The 17,673-nt window shown below is 66.8% G+C and carries 19 protein-coding genes; 9 read left to right on the forward strand and 10 right to left on the reverse strand.

The features are described 5' to 3' along the window. Positions 1-12: 12 nt before the first annotated feature. The 7 genes from C5B90_RS07965 to C5B90_RS07995 form a co-directional block, all read right to left on the reverse strand. Complete coding sequence (locus tag C5B90_RS07965) at positions 13-2,892, reverse strand: TRAP transporter fused permease subunit (protein WP_115880434.1); 2,880 nt, start codon at positions 2,890-2,892, stop codon at positions 13-15. 6 nt (positions 2,893-2,898) lie between these two features. Continuing rightward, positions 2,899-3,384: a DUF1850 domain-containing protein gene (locus C5B90_RS07970; protein ID WP_058827420.1), complete on the reverse strand. Its 486-nt coding sequence runs from the start codon at positions 3,382-3,384 to the stop codon at positions 2,899-2,901. Between the two features lie 51 nt (positions 3,385-3,435). Next, positions 3,436-4,467: a TAXI family TRAP transporter solute-binding subunit gene (locus C5B90_RS07975; RefSeq protein WP_115880436.1), complete on the reverse strand. Its 1,032-nt coding sequence runs from the start codon at positions 4,465-4,467 to the stop codon at positions 3,436-3,438. 450 nt (positions 4,468-4,917) lie between these two features. After that, on the reverse strand, positions 4,918-5,121 hold the full coding sequence (locus C5B90_RS07980) for a hypothetical protein (RefSeq protein WP_004974143.1): 204 nt from the start codon (positions 5,119-5,121) through the stop codon (positions 4,918-4,920). A 131-nt stretch (positions 5,122-5,252) separates the two neighbouring features. Beyond that, positions 5,253-5,933, reverse strand: coding sequence for a uracil phosphoribosyltransferase (gene upp / locus C5B90_RS07985; protein WP_058568848.1), 681 nt, complete (start codon positions 5,931-5,933; stop codon positions 5,253-5,255). A 108-nt stretch (positions 5,934-6,041) separates the two neighbouring features. Continuing rightward, positions 6,042-6,275, reverse strand: a complete 234-nt coding sequence (locus tag C5B90_RS07990; RefSeq protein WP_115880438.1) for a hypothetical protein — start codon at positions 6,273-6,275, stop codon at positions 6,042-6,044. After that, positions 6,272-7,579, reverse strand: a complete 1,308-nt coding sequence (locus C5B90_RS07995; RefSeq protein WP_115880440.1) for a GTP-binding protein — start codon at positions 7,577-7,579, stop codon at positions 6,272-6,274. Before C5B90_RS07995 ends, C5B90_RS07990 begins: the two co-directional genes overlap by 4 nt. A 101-nt stretch (positions 7,580-7,680) precedes the next feature. On the opposite strand from C5B90_RS07995, the gene C5B90_RS08000 reads away from it, so the two are divergent. The 3 genes from C5B90_RS08000 to C5B90_RS08010 all read left to right on the forward strand — a co-directional run bounded on the left by C5B90_RS08000 (position 7,681) and on the right by C5B90_RS08010 (position 10,899). After that, positions 7,681-7,977: a hypothetical protein gene (locus C5B90_RS08000; protein WP_004968702.1), complete on the forward strand. Its 297-nt coding sequence runs from the start codon at positions 7,681-7,683 to the stop codon at positions 7,975-7,977. A gap of 1 nt (position 7,978) precedes the next feature. Next, the gene (locus tag C5B90_RS08005; RefSeq protein ID WP_115880442.1) at positions 7,979-8,944 is read left to right on the forward strand and encodes a TRC40/GET3/ArsA family transport-energizing ATPase; all 966 of its coding nucleotides are present in this window, start codon (positions 7,979-7,981) and stop codon (positions 8,942-8,944) included. 134 nt (positions 8,945-9,078) lie between these two features. Beyond that, complete coding sequence (locus C5B90_RS08010) at positions 9,079-10,899, forward strand: carbon starvation protein A (protein ID WP_058568852.1); 1,821 nt, start codon at positions 9,079-9,081, stop codon at positions 10,897-10,899. A 32-nt stretch (positions 10,900-10,931) separates the two neighbouring features. Here C5B90_RS08010 and C5B90_RS08015 read toward each other — a convergent pair whose 3' ends face one another. Together C5B90_RS08015 and C5B90_RS08020 are read right to left on the reverse strand one after the other, a co-directional pair. Next, complete coding sequence (locus tag C5B90_RS08015) at positions 10,932-11,594, reverse strand: hypothetical protein (protein ID WP_115880444.1); 663 nt, start codon at positions 11,592-11,594, stop codon at positions 10,932-10,934. Further along, the gene (locus C5B90_RS08020; RefSeq protein ID WP_115880445.1) at positions 11,591-11,971 is read right to left on the reverse strand and encodes a cupin domain-containing protein; all 381 of its coding nucleotides are present in this window, start codon (positions 11,969-11,971) and stop codon (positions 11,591-11,593) included. Before C5B90_RS08020 ends, C5B90_RS08015 begins: the two co-directional genes overlap by 4 nt. Positions 11,972-12,059: 88 nt before the next feature. Between C5B90_RS08020 and C5B90_RS08025 the strand changes: the two genes are divergently transcribed. The 6 genes from C5B90_RS08025 (at position 12,060) to C5B90_RS21300 (ending at position 15,972) form a co-directional block, all read left to right on the forward strand. Continuing rightward, positions 12,060-12,269: a hypothetical protein gene (locus C5B90_RS08025; protein WP_058568855.1), complete on the forward strand. Its 210-nt coding sequence runs from the start codon at positions 12,060-12,062 to the stop codon at positions 12,267-12,269. Positions 12,270-12,342: 73 nt separating this feature from the next. Next, positions 12,343-13,035, forward strand: coding sequence for a DUF5828 family protein (locus C5B90_RS08030; RefSeq protein WP_058568856.1), 693 nt, complete (start codon positions 12,343-12,345; stop codon positions 13,033-13,035). A 99-nt stretch (positions 13,036-13,134) separates the two neighbouring features. Further along, positions 13,135-13,374, forward strand: coding sequence for a hypothetical protein (locus C5B90_RS08035; protein WP_115880447.1), 240 nt, complete (start codon positions 13,135-13,137; stop codon positions 13,372-13,374). A 78-nt stretch (positions 13,375-13,452) separates the two neighbouring features. Next, entirely contained in the window at positions 13,453-13,824 is a 372-nt protein-coding gene (locus C5B90_RS08040; RefSeq protein WP_004968692.1) for a helix-turn-helix domain-containing protein, read from the forward strand. 96 nt (positions 13,825-13,920) lie between these two features. Beyond that, the gene (gene thrC / locus C5B90_RS08045; protein WP_115880449.1) at positions 13,921-15,180 is read left to right on the forward strand and encodes a threonine synthase; all 1,260 of its coding nucleotides are present in this window, start codon (positions 13,921-13,923) and stop codon (positions 15,178-15,180) included. A 135-nt stretch (positions 15,181-15,315) separates the two neighbouring features. Continuing rightward, positions 15,316-15,972, forward strand: coding sequence for a hypothetical protein (locus C5B90_RS21300; protein WP_115880450.1), 657 nt, complete (start codon positions 15,316-15,318; stop codon positions 15,970-15,972). A gap of 39 nt (positions 15,973-16,011) precedes the next feature. Here C5B90_RS21300 and serA read toward each other — a convergent pair whose 3' ends face one another. Further along, the gene (gene serA / locus C5B90_RS08055; RefSeq protein ID WP_115880452.1) at positions 16,012-17,589 is read right to left on the reverse strand and encodes a phosphoglycerate dehydrogenase; all 1,578 of its coding nucleotides are present in this window, start codon (positions 17,587-17,589) and stop codon (positions 16,012-16,014) included. Positions 17,590-17,673 lie beyond the last annotated feature (84 nt).

The raw sequence follows: 17,673 nt of genomic DNA on the forward strand, positions 1-17,673 counted from the left end.
GTTCTTTTCTGTTCAGTCGGTCGGTTCGACCTGTTCTGCGGGAGTCGGTGCGGCCCGTTCACGCGTCTCGCGGCGGTTTTTCACGGCGAGCGCGCCGAACAGCGCGCCACCGACCGCGCGCATGGCGAGGTCGACGGCGACCGTGTCGGGGACGGTCCCGACGAGTCCGAGGAAGCTCCCGAGGTCGAACGCGGCGTTCAACAGAAGCATCGGGGCCATGAGCAGGAACGCCGAGAAGGCGAACAGGGCCCGCTCGGTCTGCGACACGCGGCTGTAGAGGTAACCGATGACGGTCGCGCCGAGTCCGATGACGCCGATGAAGACGCCCGCGACCGGGATGACCACCTCGGGAACGAAGTAGCCGATTTCGGCCACGTCGGCGAACGTGATGACCGCCGCGGCCTCGCCCCGTCCGCGGAGGAGCAGAATGCCCGGTGTCAGGGCGAACGCGAACGGCACGATTGCCTTGTTGAGCGACAGCGAGAACGCCTTCGTCCCGGTCCGGAACGGATTCGACCGGGCAATGCCGGAGGCGGCGTACGCCGCGACCGCCACCGGCGGTGTGATGTCCGCTATCACCCCGAAGTAGAGGATGAACAGGTGGGCCGCGAGCAGCGGGATGTCGGAGGACTGCGCGATGGCCGGCCCGAGCAGCGAGACGAGGATGATGTACGTCACCGTCGTCGGCATCCCCATCCCGAGGATGATGGACGCGATAGCCGTGAACAGGAGCAAGAGGACGATAGAGCCGCCGGCGACCGCCTTGATGAGCGCGGTCAGGTTCGGGCCGAGGCCGGTCGCGCTGACGACGCCGGGGATGATGCCCGCGGCGGCGACGGCGACGACGACTTCGGTCGAAGTGCGCGCGCCGGAGTCCATCGACTTCCCGATGAACGTCACGTAGCGGAAGACGTTCAGGTCCGACAGCGACGGCCGCGAGACCGCGTTGGCGACGTTGTCGGCGGCCTCGTCGACCGCGTCGTCGAACTCCAACAGCGGCGAGTCGAGCGCCGGTCGGACGAGCATCACGACGAGGCTGACGAAGATGGCGATGATGCCGAGGTCGCCCGCGGCGGCGAAGAGCGCGGCGGTCGCGCCGAGCGGTTCGCCGCTTCCGCCCGTGACCGCGTCGATGACGCCGACGCCGGTAGTGATGTAGGAGCCGAGTTGCGCGACGAACGCCGCCACGATAGCGCCCACGAGGGGGACGCGGGTCCGCTCGCTGTACGCCGCGACGACGGACAGGAGCGCCATGATGGCGATGAGCGTGAACCACGCCGAGCGCGCGACCGTCAGGCGCTCGACCAGCAGGTAGTACATGAGCAACACCAGCGGGATGAGGTAGAACCACCCGCGAGCGAGGTGCTTGCTGAGGTCGACGACCTCGGAGCGGTCGAGGCCGCCGATACCGGCCCGCGTCGCTTCGAGGTGGACCATCACCCACACGCCGAAGAAGAACACCACGGCGGGGATGGCCGCCGCGATGATGATGTCGGAGAAGGGGACGCCGATGAACTCTATCATGAGGAACGCCGCCGCGCCCATCACCGGCGGGAGAATCTGCCCGCCGGAGGAGGCGGAGGCCTCGACGGCCCCGGCGAACTCCGAGCGGTAGCCCGACCGCTTCATCAGCGGGATGGTGAACGCGCCGGTCGTCACCGTGTTGGCGATAGAGGAACCGGAGATGGTTCCCATGAAGCCGGACGCGAGGATAGACGCCTTCGCCGGGCCGCCCTTGCGGGTCCCGGTCGCGGCGTACGCGAGGTCGATGAACCACTGGCCGGCTCCCGACATCTCCAGGAACGCCCCGAACAGGATGAAGATGTAGATGAACTGCACGGAGACGGTGACCGGGATGCCGAAGACGCCGTTTTCGGTGTTGTACCAGAGGTTCTGGATGATGTTCGCCCACGACCCTTCGGGGATGGACAGCACGCCGATCAGCGGCATCGACGGCGAGATGAGGTAGCCGAACCTCGCGTAGACGATGAACGAGGCGACGATGACCATCAGGTAGAACCCGAGCGAGCGGCGGGTCGCCTCCAGGACGAGGAGGACACCGACCGCACCGAGGAAGAACGGGTAGGACACGTCCGCGAAGGGGAGGACGCCGATGGCCGCGACGACCGCGTCGGCGAGGAAGCCGAGCGGGCCGAGCGTCTCGGACAGCGAGACGAACGGCGCGCCGAGGTACTCGGTGACCGTCCGGCCGGCTTCGAGGCCGAACACGCGGAGCCGCTGAATCTCGGACCACTCGAACACCATGTAGGCCGCCGTGGCGACGGCGAGCACGATGAACAGCAGGTCGAGCGGCGTCACGCGCTCGCGGTCCGGGTCGACCGCGAGCCACCGGATGAACCGGCGGATTCCCGCGGCAACGCGGGTGACCGGGTTGTCCTCACCGAGGTTCGACGCGAGGGTCGGAACCACGCGACTGAGTACTGCGGCGAACCGACCGTGGCCGGTCGTCGCCGGGAAGAGGATGAACGCCAGCACGAGCGCGAAGGCGACGTGAATCGAGTTCACCTGCAGGAGTTGGAGCGAACCGAGCGACACCTCGCCGACGAGCGGTATCGTCGCGGCGAACTCGAAGCCGCGGGCGGCCAGCCACGACTGGAAGACGGAAAACCAGATGGCGACGAACGACGTGAAAATCGCCGCCCACCCCGAAAGCGTCCGCTTCCGGTCGATACCCTCCAGCATCTCTTGTGCCTCTTCTTCGGATAGTTCTTCGTCGGTACTCGCGGCCTCGCGGTCGTCGTCAGCGGGCGGCTCACCGCCGTCGGTTCGAATCGGCGAGTCGGCCGGTGCCGCGTCGGTCTCCGGGACGGACCGGGAGGCGTCTTCGTCGTCGGGGCCGTCGGATTGGCCCTCGTCGTGTGTTCGGTTCATCGTTGGTCAGTGGAGGGCGGCGTCGAGGACGGAGCGATGCGTGACGTACAGGCGGACCGAGCGCGCGTCGGAGAGCGCCACGAGGTCGTAGGTCTGGTCACCGACGTGTAGCTTGTGGCCGGCGATGTGGCCGGGTTTGACGTACAGGTCCTCGTAGCTTCCCTCGGGGTCGAAGACGAACGAGCCGTTTTCGGTCGTCACGTTCGCCCGAGCGGGCAGGCCCGCGCCGTAGGACTTGAACTCCATTTTGGTCATGACGAGTTCACCGTCTTGGACCGCGTAGGCGTCGAGGACGCGCGTTTTCTCGACGCTGTGGGTGTATTCGAGCGCGACGGTCGTGTTCTCTTCGACCGGCATCGTCTGTAGTCGCTCGCCGGTCTCGGCGTCTTCGACGACGAGCACCTGTCCGGCCGGAACGGCGGCGCTCCCGCCGACGGCGACCGCCAGCACCGCGACTACGACGAGGAGACGTGTGGGAGTCGAATCAAGCATCGAAAGATGGGTAGGAAACCGCTGTTCGAAAGCGAAGCGAAGCGCCCGGGCTCAGCCGAAGTAGGCCTGCGCGCCGGGGTGGAGCTCGATGGACATGCCGTCCTGGGCGCTCTCCCGGGAGATGAAGTCAGTCTTGATGGTGAGTTCGTCGACGTTCTCGAAGATGGCGCTCGTGACCGACTCGACGGTCGATTCGGGCTGCTCGGCGTTCGTCGCAATCATGGCCTGCACCGAGACGGTCGGCGCGGGGTTCTCCAGTCCGTAGGTGCCCGACGGGACTTCGTCGTCGGCGTAGAACGGCGCGGCGTCCTTGACGGCCGTGCGGTCCTCGCCCTCGATGGGGACGATGCGCACGTCCTCGGTCGCGGCGAGTTCCTCGATAGCGCCGACCGGCCAGCCGCCGACGACGAACGCGGCGTCGATGTCGCCGTTCTTCAGCTGGTCGGAGGCCTGCGAGAAGCCGGTGTTCTGCTCGCTGTAGTCGGAGATGCCGAGGGCTTCGAGAATCTGGGTCGCGTTGACCTGCGTCCCGGAGCCGAGGTCGCCGGTGTTGATGGTCGCACCGGAGAGGTCGGACGGCGTCTCGATGCCCGTGTCGGCGAGCGTGACGACGTGAATCGTCTCGGGGTAGAGCGTGGCGACGCCGCGGAGGTTCTCGACGGGGCTGCCCTGGAACGCCTCGATGCCCTCGCCGTTGCGGGCGAAGTAGGCGACGTCGTTCTGAATCAGCGCGAAGTCAGCGTCGCCGCGGGCGAGGCTGCCGACGTTCTCGACGGACGCGCCGGTGGACTGCACCTGAATCGTGAAGTCCGTCTGTCCCTCGATGACTGACTTGAACTCGTTCGAGAGGGGGTAGTACGTACCGCCCGTCCCGCCGGCGTGCCACGAGAGTCGGCTCTCGGTGCCGCCGTTACCGCCGGATTCGGTCGTCGTCTCCTCGGCGGTGGTGGTCTCTTCGCCACCGGATTCGGTCGTCGTCGTCGTCGTCTCTTCGCCACCGCCACCGGAACAGCCGGCGAGGCCGGCGAGGCCAGCGGCACCTGTCGCGGCGATAAACTGTCGGCGGTCAAGTTTCCGAGTCATACATCACTATTCGTCACGATACGTATTTATGACTGTTCATGTCAACGGCCAACATATCTCTATTTACACACTAATTGTAGTAAATTCTTATCAATATTAGCGCATTAATTCGTCAACAATATACATACCTGAAATAGCCACTCGGGAGAGAAATACACTTCCCGTGGTGCTGATTCCACTTCGACTGCACGTGCTCACCGCCGTCGTTTTCTTGTTTCTCAGTTCCGTCCGAGTTCGGAGTTCGTGGCGGACTTCGACTCGAAACGAAGGGGTTCGGCGAGTAGGGTGCCGACCCCGGCGCACCCCGTGCAAACGTCTCTCACAGTAGTCTACGGGGGTACGGTTCGGGACGTTCGACTCGAACGACAGTCGGCCGCCAGTGGGCGACTTTCGACCCGAAAAGAGGGGGTTCAGACGGTGTTCAGAGGAGTGCGCTCGCGCCCACAGCCGTCAGTCGACGATTATCTCGGAGTCGGTCGAGTCGTCCGACGACTGCTTGGGCGACATCTGTTCTTCGTACCGGGTTATCCAGTCGGCGAAGCAGGTCGGACAGAGTCGCTGGTCGTCCACGGTCGAGCCGTCGACCTGTAACTGGACTGCACGGGCGAGGGCGTCTTCGACCGCCCGCCCGCAGCCGTCACACGGGTCGCTCATCGTCGGGTTCCTCCGGTGGCGCGAGGTTCGTCCATGCGTCGGAGGTGCGCGGGCGGTAACTTAGTCGTTACCCGAATTCGGGTCGGCGGCGGGGACGGCCCGCCCGCGAGCCGCGACGCGAGGAGACCGAGTTACGTCGTGCGGAACGCGCGGTCGCCGGCGTCGCCCAGGCCGGGGACGATGTAGCCGTCGTCGTCGAGATAGTCGTCGATGGAGACCGTCAGCAGGTCCACCTCGGGGAACTCGTTGTCGACGCGGAGCAGGCCGTCGGGCGCGGAGACGGCCGAGAGGACGAACAGCTTCTCGGGGTCGACGCCGGCGTTCTCGAGGATGTGGTCGAGGACCGAGCACATCGTCGAGCCGGTCGCGAGCATCGGGTCGGCCACGATGACCGTGTCCTTCTCCGTGATTTCGGGGAGCTTCACGTAGTCGATGGTGATGGGGAAGCCGCCGTCGTCGTCCATCCCCGCCTCCTCGTCGCGGCCGGCGGAGATGACGCCCTGCTTCGCCCGCGGGAACGCCTTGAGCAGTCCCTCCACGAACGGCGTTGCAGCGCGGAGCACGTTGATGATGACGACGTTGTCGAGACCCTTCACGCGCTCGCCGGTCGTCTCCGCGAGCGGGGTCTGGATGGTGACGTACTCGGTCTCCATCGCGCCGTCGATTATCTCGTAGCCACAGATGCGGCCGAGTTTGACGAGGCCTTTCCGGAAGGCGACCTGCGTCGTCTCCACGTCCCGGAGGCGCGAGAGCGTGTCCTTCGCCAGCGCGTGCGTGATGAGGTACGCGTCGTCTCGGTCTTCGATGGGCATCTTACTGAGAAGGCGGTTTCCCGAAGGACATAAATGCGGCTATCGGCCGCCAGCGGTGCCCTGCGGGTAGTTCACGCGGAGAATGGGTCGGCGACGCATCCCGCGGTTTCAGTTCGTCACGAGGTACGTGACGGCCGTGAGCACGAGCGCCGCGGACGCGACGTTGACGACAGAGAAGGCCGCGAGGTCGAGGTACGACAGGCCGTAGACGACCACCGCCGCGAACGCCGTCGAGAGGACGAGATTCATGACGAACAGCACTCGCGGGTCGCCCTCGCCCCACTCTATCTCCTCTCCGCGCTCCTCGTCGTCGTTCCCAGCCCCTTCGGCTTCGCCGCTCATCGTCCACCCTCCGGGGTCGCGCCCGCGGTCGGGACCGACTCGCGCTCCCGGGTCGGCTCCGCGAGTGCGACTTCCTCGCCGGGGTCGGTCGGGTAGTCGCCGGCGTCCGCGGACGCGCCGGGGTCGAGCAGGTGGTCGTCGAGCGCGGCCGCGAGTGCGTCTTCGTCCATCCCGCGGCCGATGAACACCAGTTCGGTCCGCCTGTCGCCGTGGTCGTCGTGCCAGTCGAGTTCGGGGTGGTTGCGGCGGTAGGTGTCCTGTTCGAACTCGGGGCGCGAGGCGACCCACGGGCCGGCGGCGGCGACGTACGCCGACGGGCCGGCCTGACTGTAGGTGTAGTGGACGTCCTCGGCTCCGGCAACCCACAGCGACCCTTTCGCCCGGACGACCGAGTCGGGGAGGTCGCCCAGCACCGCGGCCGCGCCGTCGGGGTCGAGCGATGCCCGTCGGCGGTAGACGAACGACGTGACGCCGTAGGTCGCTTCCGCGTGCGGGGTGTCGTCGTGGTCGTGTTCGTCGTGGGCGTCATGGCTGTGGTCGTCGTGTTCGTCGTGGTCGCCGTGGCCGTCTTGGTCGCGGTCGTCTCCTCCCGTGTCACTCTCCAGCGCCGCCCGCCAGCCGACGGGCGCGTCGGGGTCGTGGAGGTCCGACAGGAGCAGGTCCACGTCCACGTCGCCGCGGGTCGTCTCCACCACGGTCGCGCCGGGGCGGAGCGCCTCGACCGCGTCGCGGACCGCCGCGAGTTCCGCGTCGGAGACGAGGTCGCGCTTGTTGAGGACGACGAGGTCGGCGCTCTCGACCTGCTCGACGAGGAGGTCCGACAGCGGACGCACCGAGCCGTCCCCCTCCTCGGCGACGGTTCGTTCGGGGTCGCCGTCGCCGAAGGTGTCCGCGAACAGCCGCGAATCGACGACCGTGGCGAGGCCGGCCACGTCGTAGCGGGCGGCCGCCCGCGAGGTGACGAACAGTCTGGCGACCGGACCGGGCTCCGAGACGCCCGAGGCCTCGACGACGAGGTGGTCGAACGACCGTTCTCGCGCGAGGCGGACGACCGCGGTTTCGAGGTCGTCCTGTAGCTCACAGCAGATACAGCCGTTCGAGAGTTCGGTCACGCCGTCGCCGACTGCGAGGTCGGACTCCTCGGCGACGAGTTCGGCGTCGACGTTCACGGAGCCCATGTCGTTGACGAGCACGGCGATGTCGCGGTCGCCGGCGTTCGTCAACAGGTGGTTGAGAAGCGTCGTCTTGCCCGCCCCGAGACTCCCGCCGAGTACCGTCACCGGAATCGTCTCCCCCGCGTTCATGAGCGGGCCTACCGGGTCCGCACATATGAAATCGCAGGTAACCAGCGTGGACGTTCGTGAACGATACCCTTTTGCCCGGGAACCGGTGAGTGTGTAAACTGATGACGCTCGCCGCGCGCATCGAATCCTTTCGCGAACTCGTCGAAGAGTGGCTCCGCGGCCTCTACCACGGGATGATTTCGCACCCCGCCTACGAGAAGATAGAAAAGCAGGCCGAGGACGACGAGGACGCGTTCATGCTCGCGTGCTTCCCCGACGCGTTCGGCATCCCCTCGCCCATCTCGTACTACACCGCCGAACTGCTCCCGTACCTCGAAGACGAGTTCGAGGCGTGGGAGCGGCGGATGTGGGACCGCGGGTCGCTCCTCGAACGCAAAGGCCACCAGTATCACTTCTAACATGCGCAAATTCGTCTTCTTCGGCGGCAAAGGCGGCGTGGGCAAGACGACGATGTCGAGCGCCTACGCGGTCAAGTGCGCCCGCGACGGCGTCCGGACGCTCCTCGTCTCGACCGACCCCGCCCACAGCACGAGCGACGTGTTCGACCAGTCGTTCACCGACGAGCCCGCGGCCGTCACGGACGAGCCGAACCTCGACGCGATGGAAATCGACCCCGAGACCGAGGTCCGCGACCACCTCATGGAGACCAAGCGGGCGATGGGCGACCAGGTCAGCCCCGCGATGGTCAACGAGATTGACCGCCAGATAGAGATGGCCCACCAGACGCCCGGCGCGTACGAGTCGGCGCTGTTCGACCGCTTCATCGACGTGATGCGCTCCGCCGACGAGTACGACCGGGTCGTCTTCGACACCTCGCCGACCGGCGGGACGCTCCGACTGCTCTCCCTCCCGGAGTACCTCGACGGCTGGATTCAGCGGCTCCTCCACAAGCGCAAGGAGTCGGTCAAACTGTTCGAGCGCGCGGCCATCGGCAACAACGAACCGCGGCGGATGATGGACGGCGACCCCATCATCGCCCGCCTCGAACAGCGCCGCGACGACTTCTCGTTCGCCAAGGAGACGCTGCAGGACGACGCCGCGTTCTTCCTCGTCGTGAATCCCGACGAGCTATCGCTCCGCGAAACCGAGCGCGCAATCGACCAACTCGATGACTACGGCCTCGACGTGCGCGGCCTCGCGGTCAATCGCCTCACGCCTGAACCCGACCCCGACGAGTCGGGACGGGGCGCGACGTTCTTGCGCGAGCGAGTCAAGACAGAACGAGAGCGCCTCGACGACCTCCGCGAGAATTTTTCACCGCCACTCGTCGCCGCGGTCGAGACGCGGGTGGCCGAGGTCAAAGGCGACTTCCTCGGCGAGGTCGCGGACGAACTCGACATCGATATCGAACCCGACGTTCAGTAGGTAGGTAAACCGACCTCGCGGTGAGAATTTTCGGTCACCTCGCCGATTGAACCTGTCGTTCGAACGCGATACATTCATATCTATCGTTAACGTTAAGGTGGGCATTTTCGTGTCACCGAGTGGGGCAGCGTACCATGGTACAAGTCATTTGGTTGGTCGTCACGGTACTCGCGTTGTTTACTGTCGGGTATCTCGGTTACTCCCGATATCTCGCGCAGTTCGTCGAACTCGACGACAGTCGTGAGACACCAGCGCACAAGTACGAAGACGGTCAAGAATACGTTCCGGCGAAAAAGCCGGTGTTACTGGGGCATCACTATTCGAGCATCGCAGGCGGCGCGCCGATTGTCGGTCCGATTACGGCGGGCGTGGTGTGGGGTTGGGCCCCCGCACTCGCGTGGATTGCCATCGGCAACCCGCTTCTCGGGAGCGTTCACGACTTCGTGTCGCTGTCGAGCAGTCTGCGACACGACGGAAAGTCTATCGGGTACATCATCGGCGAGTACGTCGGCGAGCGCGGCAAGAACATGCTGTTGTGGTTCGCGTTTCTCACCATCGTCCTCGTCGTCGCGGTGTTCGCCCTCGTGGTGGCCATCGTGTTCAACGCCTATCCGGAGGCCGCCACGGCGAGTCTGGTGTACATCGTCCTCGCGGTGCTGTTCGGCGTCTACCTCTACCAACTGAATCTCCCGTTCCTGCCGGGGACGCTCGCGTTCGTCGTGGCGATGTTCGTCGGCGTCTACGCGGGGATTCAGTTCCCGATTGCGCTGTTCGAACCCGCGGCCCGCGCGCCCGCCGAGACGTTCGTCCTGTTCTCCGGCTCCGGCGCGTGGCTCCCCGGTGCGAGTTCGTTCAACGGGAACACCGCGGCGTGGGTGCCGCTCATCCTCGTCTACGGGGCCATCGCTAGTGCCCTCCCGGTCTGGGTGCTCCTGCAACCGCGCGACTACCTCTCGTCGTTCCTGCTGTACGCGGGCGTCGGCGGCGCGCTCGTCGCTATCGTCGTGGGCACGTTCTTCACGAACCCGACCCAGCCGCTCGTGACGAACCTCGAACCGTACTACGGGTTCATCGGCCGCTCCGGCGCGCCGCTGTTCCCGCTTCTGTTCATCACCATCGCCTGCGGGACCATCAGCGGGTTCCACTCGCTCGTCTCGTCGGGCACGACCTCGAAGCAACTGAACAAGGAGTCCGACGCGCGCGTCATCGGCTACGGCGGCATGCTCGGCGAGGGTCTCCTCGCCACCGTCGCGCTGGCGACGGTCGCCATCATCGCGCCTGACGTGGGCGGCGGCATCGGCCTCGCCCTGCCGACGTTCGCGGCGGGCGGCGGCGTCATCCTGTCGAGCTTCGGCATCCCGACTGACTTCGGCGGGCCGTTCATGGCCCTCGTGCTGGTCAGTTTCCTCCTCACGTCGACTGACACGGCCGTGCGTCTCGGTCGCTACATGATGGAAGAAATCGTCGGGACGCCCGAGACGCCGGTCGAGGAGTTCGCGACCAACCGCTACGGCAACGCGTTCGTGCAGTCGCTGCCGGCGTACATCCTCATCACGAGCGGTTCGTGGCTGACGCTCTGGCAGCTGTTCGGCGGCGCGAACCAGCTGCTCGCCGCGCTGGCGCTCCTGACCGCGACCGTCTGGCTGGCCAACTGGGACGACTCCAAGCAGCTCCTCAGCACGGGCCTGCCGATGGCCCTCATGACGACTATCACGTCGCTGGGTCTGCTCTGGCTCGCGTTCCACGACAACCTCTACGCGAAGTTCCTGAACCCCGAGTGGATGGCGTCCGCGGGCACCTTCGCGATGGTGTCGGCGGTCGTCCAAATCGTCCTCGCGCTGGTGCTCGTCTACCTCGCGCTGTCGCTGGCGAAAATCGGCTACGACAACATCAAAGACGCCCGGAGTTCGGGTGGCGGCGGTGGCGGCGGTCGTCCGCAGCCGAGCGACGACTGACGCGCGACTGTTCGCCGTTTCGACTCCGCTTTTTACCGACGCAACGTTCCGAGGAGCCGACGCAACAGCCCGTCGGAGACGGCCGGCGAGCCGTCGCTCCAGAGCGTGAACGCAGCGACGGAGTCGGCGTTGCGGCTCGCCACGGCGTCCTCGTCGGTCGGCGCGACGACTGCGAGGTTCATCTCGTAGTGGCCGTAGTAGCCGAACTTCAGGAGCGTTCGGTCCGCGAAGTCGGAAACGAACGCTCGGACCTCGTCCGGCACCGCGTCGGCGACGAGCACGAAGGTAAAATCCGTCCCGTAGTGTTCCTCGTCGGGTTCTATCCACTCGTCGGCGAGCGCGTGGCCCAGTTCGACGAGCCGTTCGAGTTCGGCGACCGTCGGCGACTCGACCCGCCGCGCGAACATGTACTCCATCGCGTGGTGGTTGGCGTAGTTGATAGACTGGTGGAGGAACTGCTTTTGGCTCTCCATCCGCATCGCGCCGAACAGGTCGAATCGCTCGCCGCGGACGGCGTACTCCCGTTCCAAGTCGTAGTTGTACATGAGCCGTTCGGCGACCCGGTCGAGGTACTCGTCGTCCCACTCGGGGCGGTCGAGGGCCGGACCCGGTGTCGTGGCGTCCGACGCGTCCGACTCGCTCTGCTCGGCCGGCGTTTCGCCCCCCTCGGCGTCCTCGGGTTCGACGCTCCTCATTCCTCGTCGGGGTCGTAGGCCACCGCGTCACCCGACACGGCCGGCGAGCCGAGCGCGAGCAGTTCGACCGGCTCGTCCGCCGTCTCGGGGTTGTACGCCCGGTGGGGACTCTCCGGGTCGGCGACGAACAGGCCGTCAGCGCCGACTTCGAACGTCTCGTCCGGCGTCTCGACGAACAGCGTCCCCGAGAGGACGTAGAACGCCTCCTCCTGTTCGGTGTGGTAGTGGTACGAAAGCGGCACCTGCTCGCCGGGGGCAGCCCGGAAGCGGTTGAGCGCGACGCTCTCCAAGCCGCCCTCGCCGCCGATGCGGCGGAGTTCGCACGGGCGGTCGTCGGCGGGTTCGACGGCGGTTGCGTCCACGACGCGATATCCCATGAGACGGAGCAACACGTTCGACCCTATAAGCCCGTCGCGACCCGCCCGAAAACCAAGGTTTATTCGTGAAGGTTACGAACCGCGGCCCATGGCAGACCCGAAACGCGAGGCCTGCGGCCGGTGTTCGATGACCACCGTCGTGGACGCCACCGCGAGCGGGGACCGCGACCCGCTCGGCGGCGACCGAATCGAACTCGACGAATCGGCGCTCCGACTCGCGTCGCCGACCGCGTGGTTCGCAGGGCTGTCGTCCCGCCTCGACGCGGCCGCTCAGCGGTTCGTCTACGGCGACCGCTAGACGTTCTCACCCGTGTGCGAACCTGTCTCCTCGTAGAGTTTATACCGTCTGGCGCGTAGTCCCGTCAACGACAATGGAAGAGAGCATCTCCGGGTTCAAACGCCGTGGCACCTGGGACGAGGTCGTCGAACACGGGGAGCGAATCACCCGCGCACTCCGCGACGCCGACGTCGACGGCGCCGCATTCGACGACTGGGACGAGTGGCGACCCAAGTCCCACGAGCGCCTCGGTGAGGACGTAAACGAGAAGACGGCCCAGCAGGCGAGCGTCGGCGAGGGCGAGGGCGAGAAGGCGGGCAAGACGCCCAACGACGACCTCAAGACGGCGGGGGAGAAGCTCTCTCGGTCCTACGAGAAGGTCGAGGAGGGCGACAACGAGGGAGCCGTCGAGTCGTGGCAGGACTCCATCAACTACGTCGCCCGCGCGGCCGACTCCGCCGGTCGCAAGGCGCTTCGGAAGGTCGAGGACACGGTCTACCGCAACGTGATGACCCAGTTGGCCCCGTACTACTTCGACAACGAACTCGTGAGCGCGAACATCCAGCGGGTCGGCCGCGGCACCGGCGACGAGCGGTTCGTCTTCGAGGTGAACGTCAACGACGACGAACTGAAGTCGAAGGTGTCGGAGACGCTGCGGGGCTTCGAGGACGAAATCGACCGCTGGCACATCGACACGCCGAAAGAGACCGAGGTCGCGGAGGTCGTCGAGGGCGTGGAGGTCCCGACGACGGACGAGGAACACCGGTCCAAGTCCACGACGAACTGACTCACGACTCGCACTGATTCGACTCGTCGAACGCGGCCGCCGTCGTCGGCGTCCGCCGTCATCGACAATACTGATACCGCTCGCTCCCGACCCTCCGGTATGCCCGAGCCGCTTCGAGTCGAGTCCGGCGAACTGACCGCAGACGAAATTCTCGACGCGCTCCGCGAGGGTCGCCGCGTCGTCGTCCAAGCGGAGATGCTCGGCGGTATCCACGAGGTGACGCTCCGCCACGACGGCACGGTCTTTTACTGCGACACGCCGACGACGCTCCACAAACACGAAGACGAAGACGGCATGCGAGACTGCGTGCTGAAGATGGGGTACGCGAAATCGGAGTAGCCATGGCGTCCCGTCCGGGACGACCGCTCGCTCGCCTGTAGGTGAGGGTTTAATCCGACGCACGGCGAACAGGTGTGCATGGCCGACGCACCGGACATGGGCGAACTGATGGAGACCGAGGACCCGAACTTCGGACAGGTCCTCGCGTGCGTCTTCGGTATCCAGAGCCACGAGAGCCGAACGTACCTCGCACTACTCGACAACCCCGGAAGCACCGTCGCCGAACTGGCGGAGGTGCTCGACCGCGACCGAAGCAACGTCAACCGTTCTCTGACGACGCTCCTCGACAAGGGCCTCACCGAGCGCAAGCGCCGCCTGCTCGACCCCGGCGGCTACGTCTACCAGTACACGGCGACCCCGCTCCCCGAGGCCAAGGAGATGATGCACGCCTCCCTCGACGAGTGGGCCGAGGACGTGCACGCCCGCATCGACGCCTTCGGCGAGTCGTAGTTCTCCCCGGTCGACCGGGTTCCCGACGAGGTCGTCGCCCGGCAGGTGCCGCCCAAACCCGCCCGTTTTTGTCCCTCTGGTGCCACCGCCCGAGCAATGAGCCTCGAACTCACGGCACCCGCCCCCGAGGAGCCATCCGTCGCCGACGACGGCACCTGGCTCGAATGTATCGCGTGCGGCGCGCAGTTCGCGCCGTTCGAGGACGTTCGGTACACCTGCGACGACTGCGACGGCCTCCTCGAAGTGCGCTACGCGTCCCCGCCGACGTGGGACGACTTCGAGGGCCGCGGCGTCTGGCGCTACAACGCCGCGCTCCCCTTCGAGGAGGGCGTCTCGCTCCCCGAGGGTGCGACGCCCCTGCACGAAGTCCCGCGCCTCGAATCCGACGTCGGCGTCGAGACCCTCCGCGTCAAACACGAGGGGATGAACCCCACCGGCTCGTTCAAGGACCGCGGCATGACCGTCGGCGTCCGCGTGGCGAAGGAACTCGGCGTCGGCCGCCTCGCCTGCGCCTCGACCGGCAACACCTCGGCCGCGCTCGCCGCCTACGGCGCGCGCGGCGGGATGGAGACGCTCGTGCTCCTCCCCGCCGGCAAGGTCGCCGCCGGGAAAATCGCGCAGGCGTCGCTCCACGACGCGCGCATCCTCGAAGTCGACGGGAACTTCGACTCCTGTCTCGACATCGTGCAGGACCTCGCCGCCCGCGGCGAGGCGTACCTCCTCAACTCGCTGAATCCCTTCCGCTTGGAGGGCCAGAAGACCATCGGCCTCGAAATCCTAGAGGAGTTCCACGAGGACTACGGTACCTACCCGGACCGCATCGTCCTCCCCGTCGGCAACGCGGGCAACACCTCCGCGCTCTACAAGGCGTTCCGCGAACTCGTTCAGTCGGGCGCGCTCGACGTCGACGACGTGCCGAAACTGACCGGCGTGCAGGCCGAGGGCGCGGCCCCGATGGTCGAGGCCGTCGAGAACGGCTGGGACGACACCCAGCGCTGGGAGGACGTCGAGACGCGCGCGACCGCCATCCGCATCGGCAACCCGGTCAACGCGCCGAAGGCGCTCCCGGGCATCCGCGAGACGGACGGCACGGCCGTCGCCGTCTCCGACGAGGAAATCACCGAGGCGCAGCGCGACCTCGCGGCCGAGGGCGTCGGCGTCGAACCCGCCTCCGCCGCCTCCGTCGCCGGCCTCCGCAAACTCCGCGCCGAGGGCGTCGTCTCCGAGGACGAACAGGTCGTCTGTCTCACGACGGGCCACCTGCTGAAGGACCCCGACGCGGCGTTCGAAGCGGGCGACGACCCCGAACCCGTCCCGAACGACACCGAAGCGGTCCTCGAACACCTCGCCGAGTAAGGCGACCGTCCCGGTGCCGACCGTCGCCGACGGTCGCGAATATCGGCGGGCGGAGCCGTCGAACTCCGGACGATGACGCGTGTCGGGTGCGCGTCTGACGCATTCTTTTCATTCTGTGGTACGTTTTGCCACACGATGTCGCTCAGCAGCATGCCGACCGGGACCGTCAGCCGGGACGGGGCCGGTTCGAGAACGTACCCGCCGGACGGAATCGAAAACGGGCCGTCCGAAACCGCGTCTTCGGCCTCCTCAGCCCCCGCGTCTTCGGCCTCATCCACACACGCATCCACGGCCACGTCAGCACCCTCGTCCGCACACACGTCCACGACCACGTCAGCGCAGGCGTCCACGGCCGCGCAGTCACGTGGTCATCAGCAGTCACGTGGTCATCAGCAGTCACGTGGTCATCAGCAGTCACGTGGTCACCAGCAGTCACGTGGTCATCAGCAGTCACGTGGTCACCAGCAGTCACGTAGTCGTCGCCCGTCGTCCACCACCGACGCGCGAAGCAAGGAATCCCTCCAGCGCGAGAACGAGGCGCTTCGTCGCGCGAACACCCGTCTCAACGAGCGTCTCGAGAGCGCCGATGCGGCACAACAGGAGATAATCGACCACTACGAACAGTTGCTGGCCGAGCGTCGCGGCCACGGCCGTCAGCAGACGCACGGCCGCTCGGACCGGCGGAGCGACCGGCCTCGTCGCTCGGGTGCCGAGTCGAGCGCGGCAGCAACGGTGCAAGCCGTCGTCGGTCGCGTGGTCGAAGAAGTCACGTCGGCGTTCGGCCGACGGTAGTCGGGTTCTTCTTTCAGAAAGCGGTGCGGGTCGTCCGCTTCAGAGCGTGATGAGGTCCACGTCGATGATGCGGTCGTCGGCGAGGAGCTTCTCGCGGACGCTGTCCGGCACGTCATCGTCGAGGTTGTAGACGGTCAGCGCCTCGCCGCCGGCCTTCGCGCGGCGGGCGTTGAACATCCCGGCGATGTTCACGTCGTTCTCGCCGAGGACGGTCCCGATGAAGCCGATGACGCCCGGCTTGTCGTAGTTGCGGGCGACGAGCATCTGGCCGTGCGGGATGGCGTCGAGACGGTAGCCGTTGATGCGGACGATGCGCGGGTCCTCGCCGGTGAACAGCGTCCCGGAGACGGTCATCTCCTCGTCGCCGTTGCGGACGGTGACGGTCACGAGGCTCTGGAAGTCGTCCGACTGGCGGGACTTCGACTCGACGACCTCGATGCCGCGTTCCTTGGCGACCTGCGGGGCGTTGACGGCGTTGACCTGCCATTCGAGCGGCGCGAAGACGCCTTTCAGTGCGGAGGCCGTGACGAGTTCGACGTCCTCGGCCGCGATATCACCGGTGTAGGTGACTTCGACTTCGCCGAGGCGGCCGTCCAGCAGTTGGGCGGCGATTTTCCCGGCGGTCTCGGCGAGGCCGATGTACGGCTGGATGCGCGGGAAGGCGCTCTCGTCGACCGAGGGCGCGTTGAGCGCGTTGATGACGGGTTCGTCGCGGAACGCGGCGACGATTTGGTCGGCCGTCGAGACGGCGACGTTCTCCTGTGCGGCCGAGGTGGACGCGCCGAGGTGCGGCGTGACGACCACGTCGTCGACGGAGAGAAGCGGGTTGTCGGGCGAGACGGGTTCGTCGGCGAACACGTCGACTGCGGCCCCGTCGATGACGCCGGCGTCGACGGCCTCGGCGAGGGCGGCCTCGTCGACGACGCCGCCGCGGGCGCAGTTGACGAGGTAGCCGCTGCCCATCGTTTCGAGTTCGTCGGTGGAGATGAGCCCCTCGGTCTCGGGGGTCAGCGGCGTGTGGACGGTGAGGAAGTCGGCGCGGGCGAGACAGGCGTCGAACTCGACGAGTTCGGCACCGAGCTGGTCGGCGCGCTCCTCGCCGATGTAGGGGTCGTAGGCGACGATGTCCATCCCGAGCGACGAGAACTTCTTTGCGACCTCTTGGCCGACGCGGCCGAGGCCGACGACGCCGAGGGTCTTGCCGTTGACCTCGTTGCCGAGGTAGTCGGACTTGGCCCACTCGCCGTCTTTCAGGCGGGCGTGGGCCTGCGGAATCGAGCGCGCGGCGGCGAAGCCCATCGCGACCGTGTGCTCGGCGGCGGCGCGGACGTTGCCTTCGGGCGCGTTGGCGACGATGACACCGTGTTGGGTCGCGGCGTCGATGTCGATGTTGTCGACGCCGATGCCGGCGCGTCCGACGATGACGAGGTCGGGTGCCGCCTCGAACACCTCGGCGGTCACCTGCGTTCCGGAGCGGACGATGAGCCCGTTCGCGTCGGAGACGGCTTCGAGCAGCGCGTCACCTTCGACATCGTACGCGGTCTCTACCTCGTAACCGGCCTCGCGTAACCGGTCCAGACCCGCGTCGGCGATCGGGTCCGTGACGAGTACCTTCATGCGCGTAGGGTCAGAGCCATGCGGGTTAAGGGTTGTCACAACGGCCGATATCGTGACATTGAGACTGTCTCGCACGGTTCGAGT

Origin of the sequence: Haloferax sp. Atlit-12N (assembly GCF_003383095.1) — an archaeon.
Lineage (GTDB): Archaea > Halobacteriota > Halobacteria > Halobacteriales > Haloferacaceae > Haloferax.

Excerpts from the sequence above, each read along its gene's own strand:
- C5B90_RS07965 (WP_115880434.1), bottom strand. The coding sequence starts at position 2,892 with ATGAACCGAACACACGACGAGGGCCAATCCGACGGCCCCGACGACGAA.
- C5B90_RS07970 (WP_058827420.1), bottom strand. The coding sequence starts at position 3,384 with ATGCTTGATTCGACTCCCACACGTCTCCTCGTCGTAGTCGCGGTGCTG.
- C5B90_RS07975 (WP_115880436.1), bottom strand. The coding sequence starts at position 4,467 with ATGACTCGGAAACTTGACCGCCGACAGTTTATCGCCGCGACAGGTGCC.
- C5B90_RS07980 (WP_004974143.1), bottom strand. The coding sequence starts at position 5,121 with ATGAGCGACCCGTGTGACGGCTGCGGGCGGGCGGTCGAAGACGCCCTC.
- upp (WP_058568848.1), bottom strand. The coding sequence starts at position 5,933 with ATGCCCATCGAAGACCGAGACGACGCGTACCTCATCACGCACGCGCTG.
- C5B90_RS07990 (WP_115880438.1), bottom strand. The coding sequence starts at position 6,275 with ATGAGCGGCGAAGCCGAAGGGGCTGGGAACGACGACGAGGAGCGCGGA.
- C5B90_RS07995 (WP_115880440.1), bottom strand. The coding sequence starts at position 7,579 with ATGAACGCGGGGGAGACGATTCCGGTGACGGTACTCGGCGGGAGTCTC.
- C5B90_RS08000 (WP_004968702.1), top strand. The coding sequence starts at position 7,681 with ATGACGCTCGCCGCGCGCATCGAATCCTTTCGCGAACTCGTCGAAGAG.
- C5B90_RS08005 (WP_115880442.1), top strand. The coding sequence starts at position 7,979 with ATGCGCAAATTCGTCTTCTTCGGCGGCAAAGGCGGCGTGGGCAAGACG.
- C5B90_RS08010 (WP_058568852.1), top strand. The coding sequence starts at position 9,079 with ATGGTACAAGTCATTTGGTTGGTCGTCACGGTACTCGCGTTGTTTACT.
- C5B90_RS08015 (WP_115880444.1), bottom strand. The coding sequence starts at position 11,594 with ATGAGGAGCGTCGAACCCGAGGACGCCGAGGGGGGCGAAACGCCGGCC.
- C5B90_RS08020 (WP_115880445.1), bottom strand. The coding sequence starts at position 11,971 with ATGGGATATCGCGTCGTGGACGCAACCGCCGTCGAACCCGCCGACGAC.
- C5B90_RS08025 (WP_058568855.1), top strand. The coding sequence starts at position 12,060 with ATGGCAGACCCGAAACGCGAGGCCTGCGGCCGGTGTTCGATGACCACC.
- C5B90_RS08030 (WP_058568856.1), top strand. The coding sequence starts at position 12,343 with ATGGAAGAGAGCATCTCCGGGTTCAAACGCCGTGGCACCTGGGACGAG.
- C5B90_RS08035 (WP_115880447.1), top strand. The coding sequence starts at position 13,135 with ATGCCCGAGCCGCTTCGAGTCGAGTCCGGCGAACTGACCGCAGACGAA.
- C5B90_RS08040 (WP_004968692.1), top strand. The coding sequence starts at position 13,453 with ATGGCCGACGCACCGGACATGGGCGAACTGATGGAGACCGAGGACCCG.
- thrC (WP_115880449.1), top strand. The coding sequence starts at position 13,921 with ATGAGCCTCGAACTCACGGCACCCGCCCCCGAGGAGCCATCCGTCGCC.
- C5B90_RS21300 (WP_115880450.1), top strand. The coding sequence starts at position 15,316 with ATGTCGCTCAGCAGCATGCCGACCGGGACCGTCAGCCGGGACGGGGCC.
- serA (WP_115880452.1), bottom strand. The coding sequence starts at position 17,589 with ATGAAGGTACTCGTCACGGACCCGATCGCCGACGCGGGTCTGGACCGG.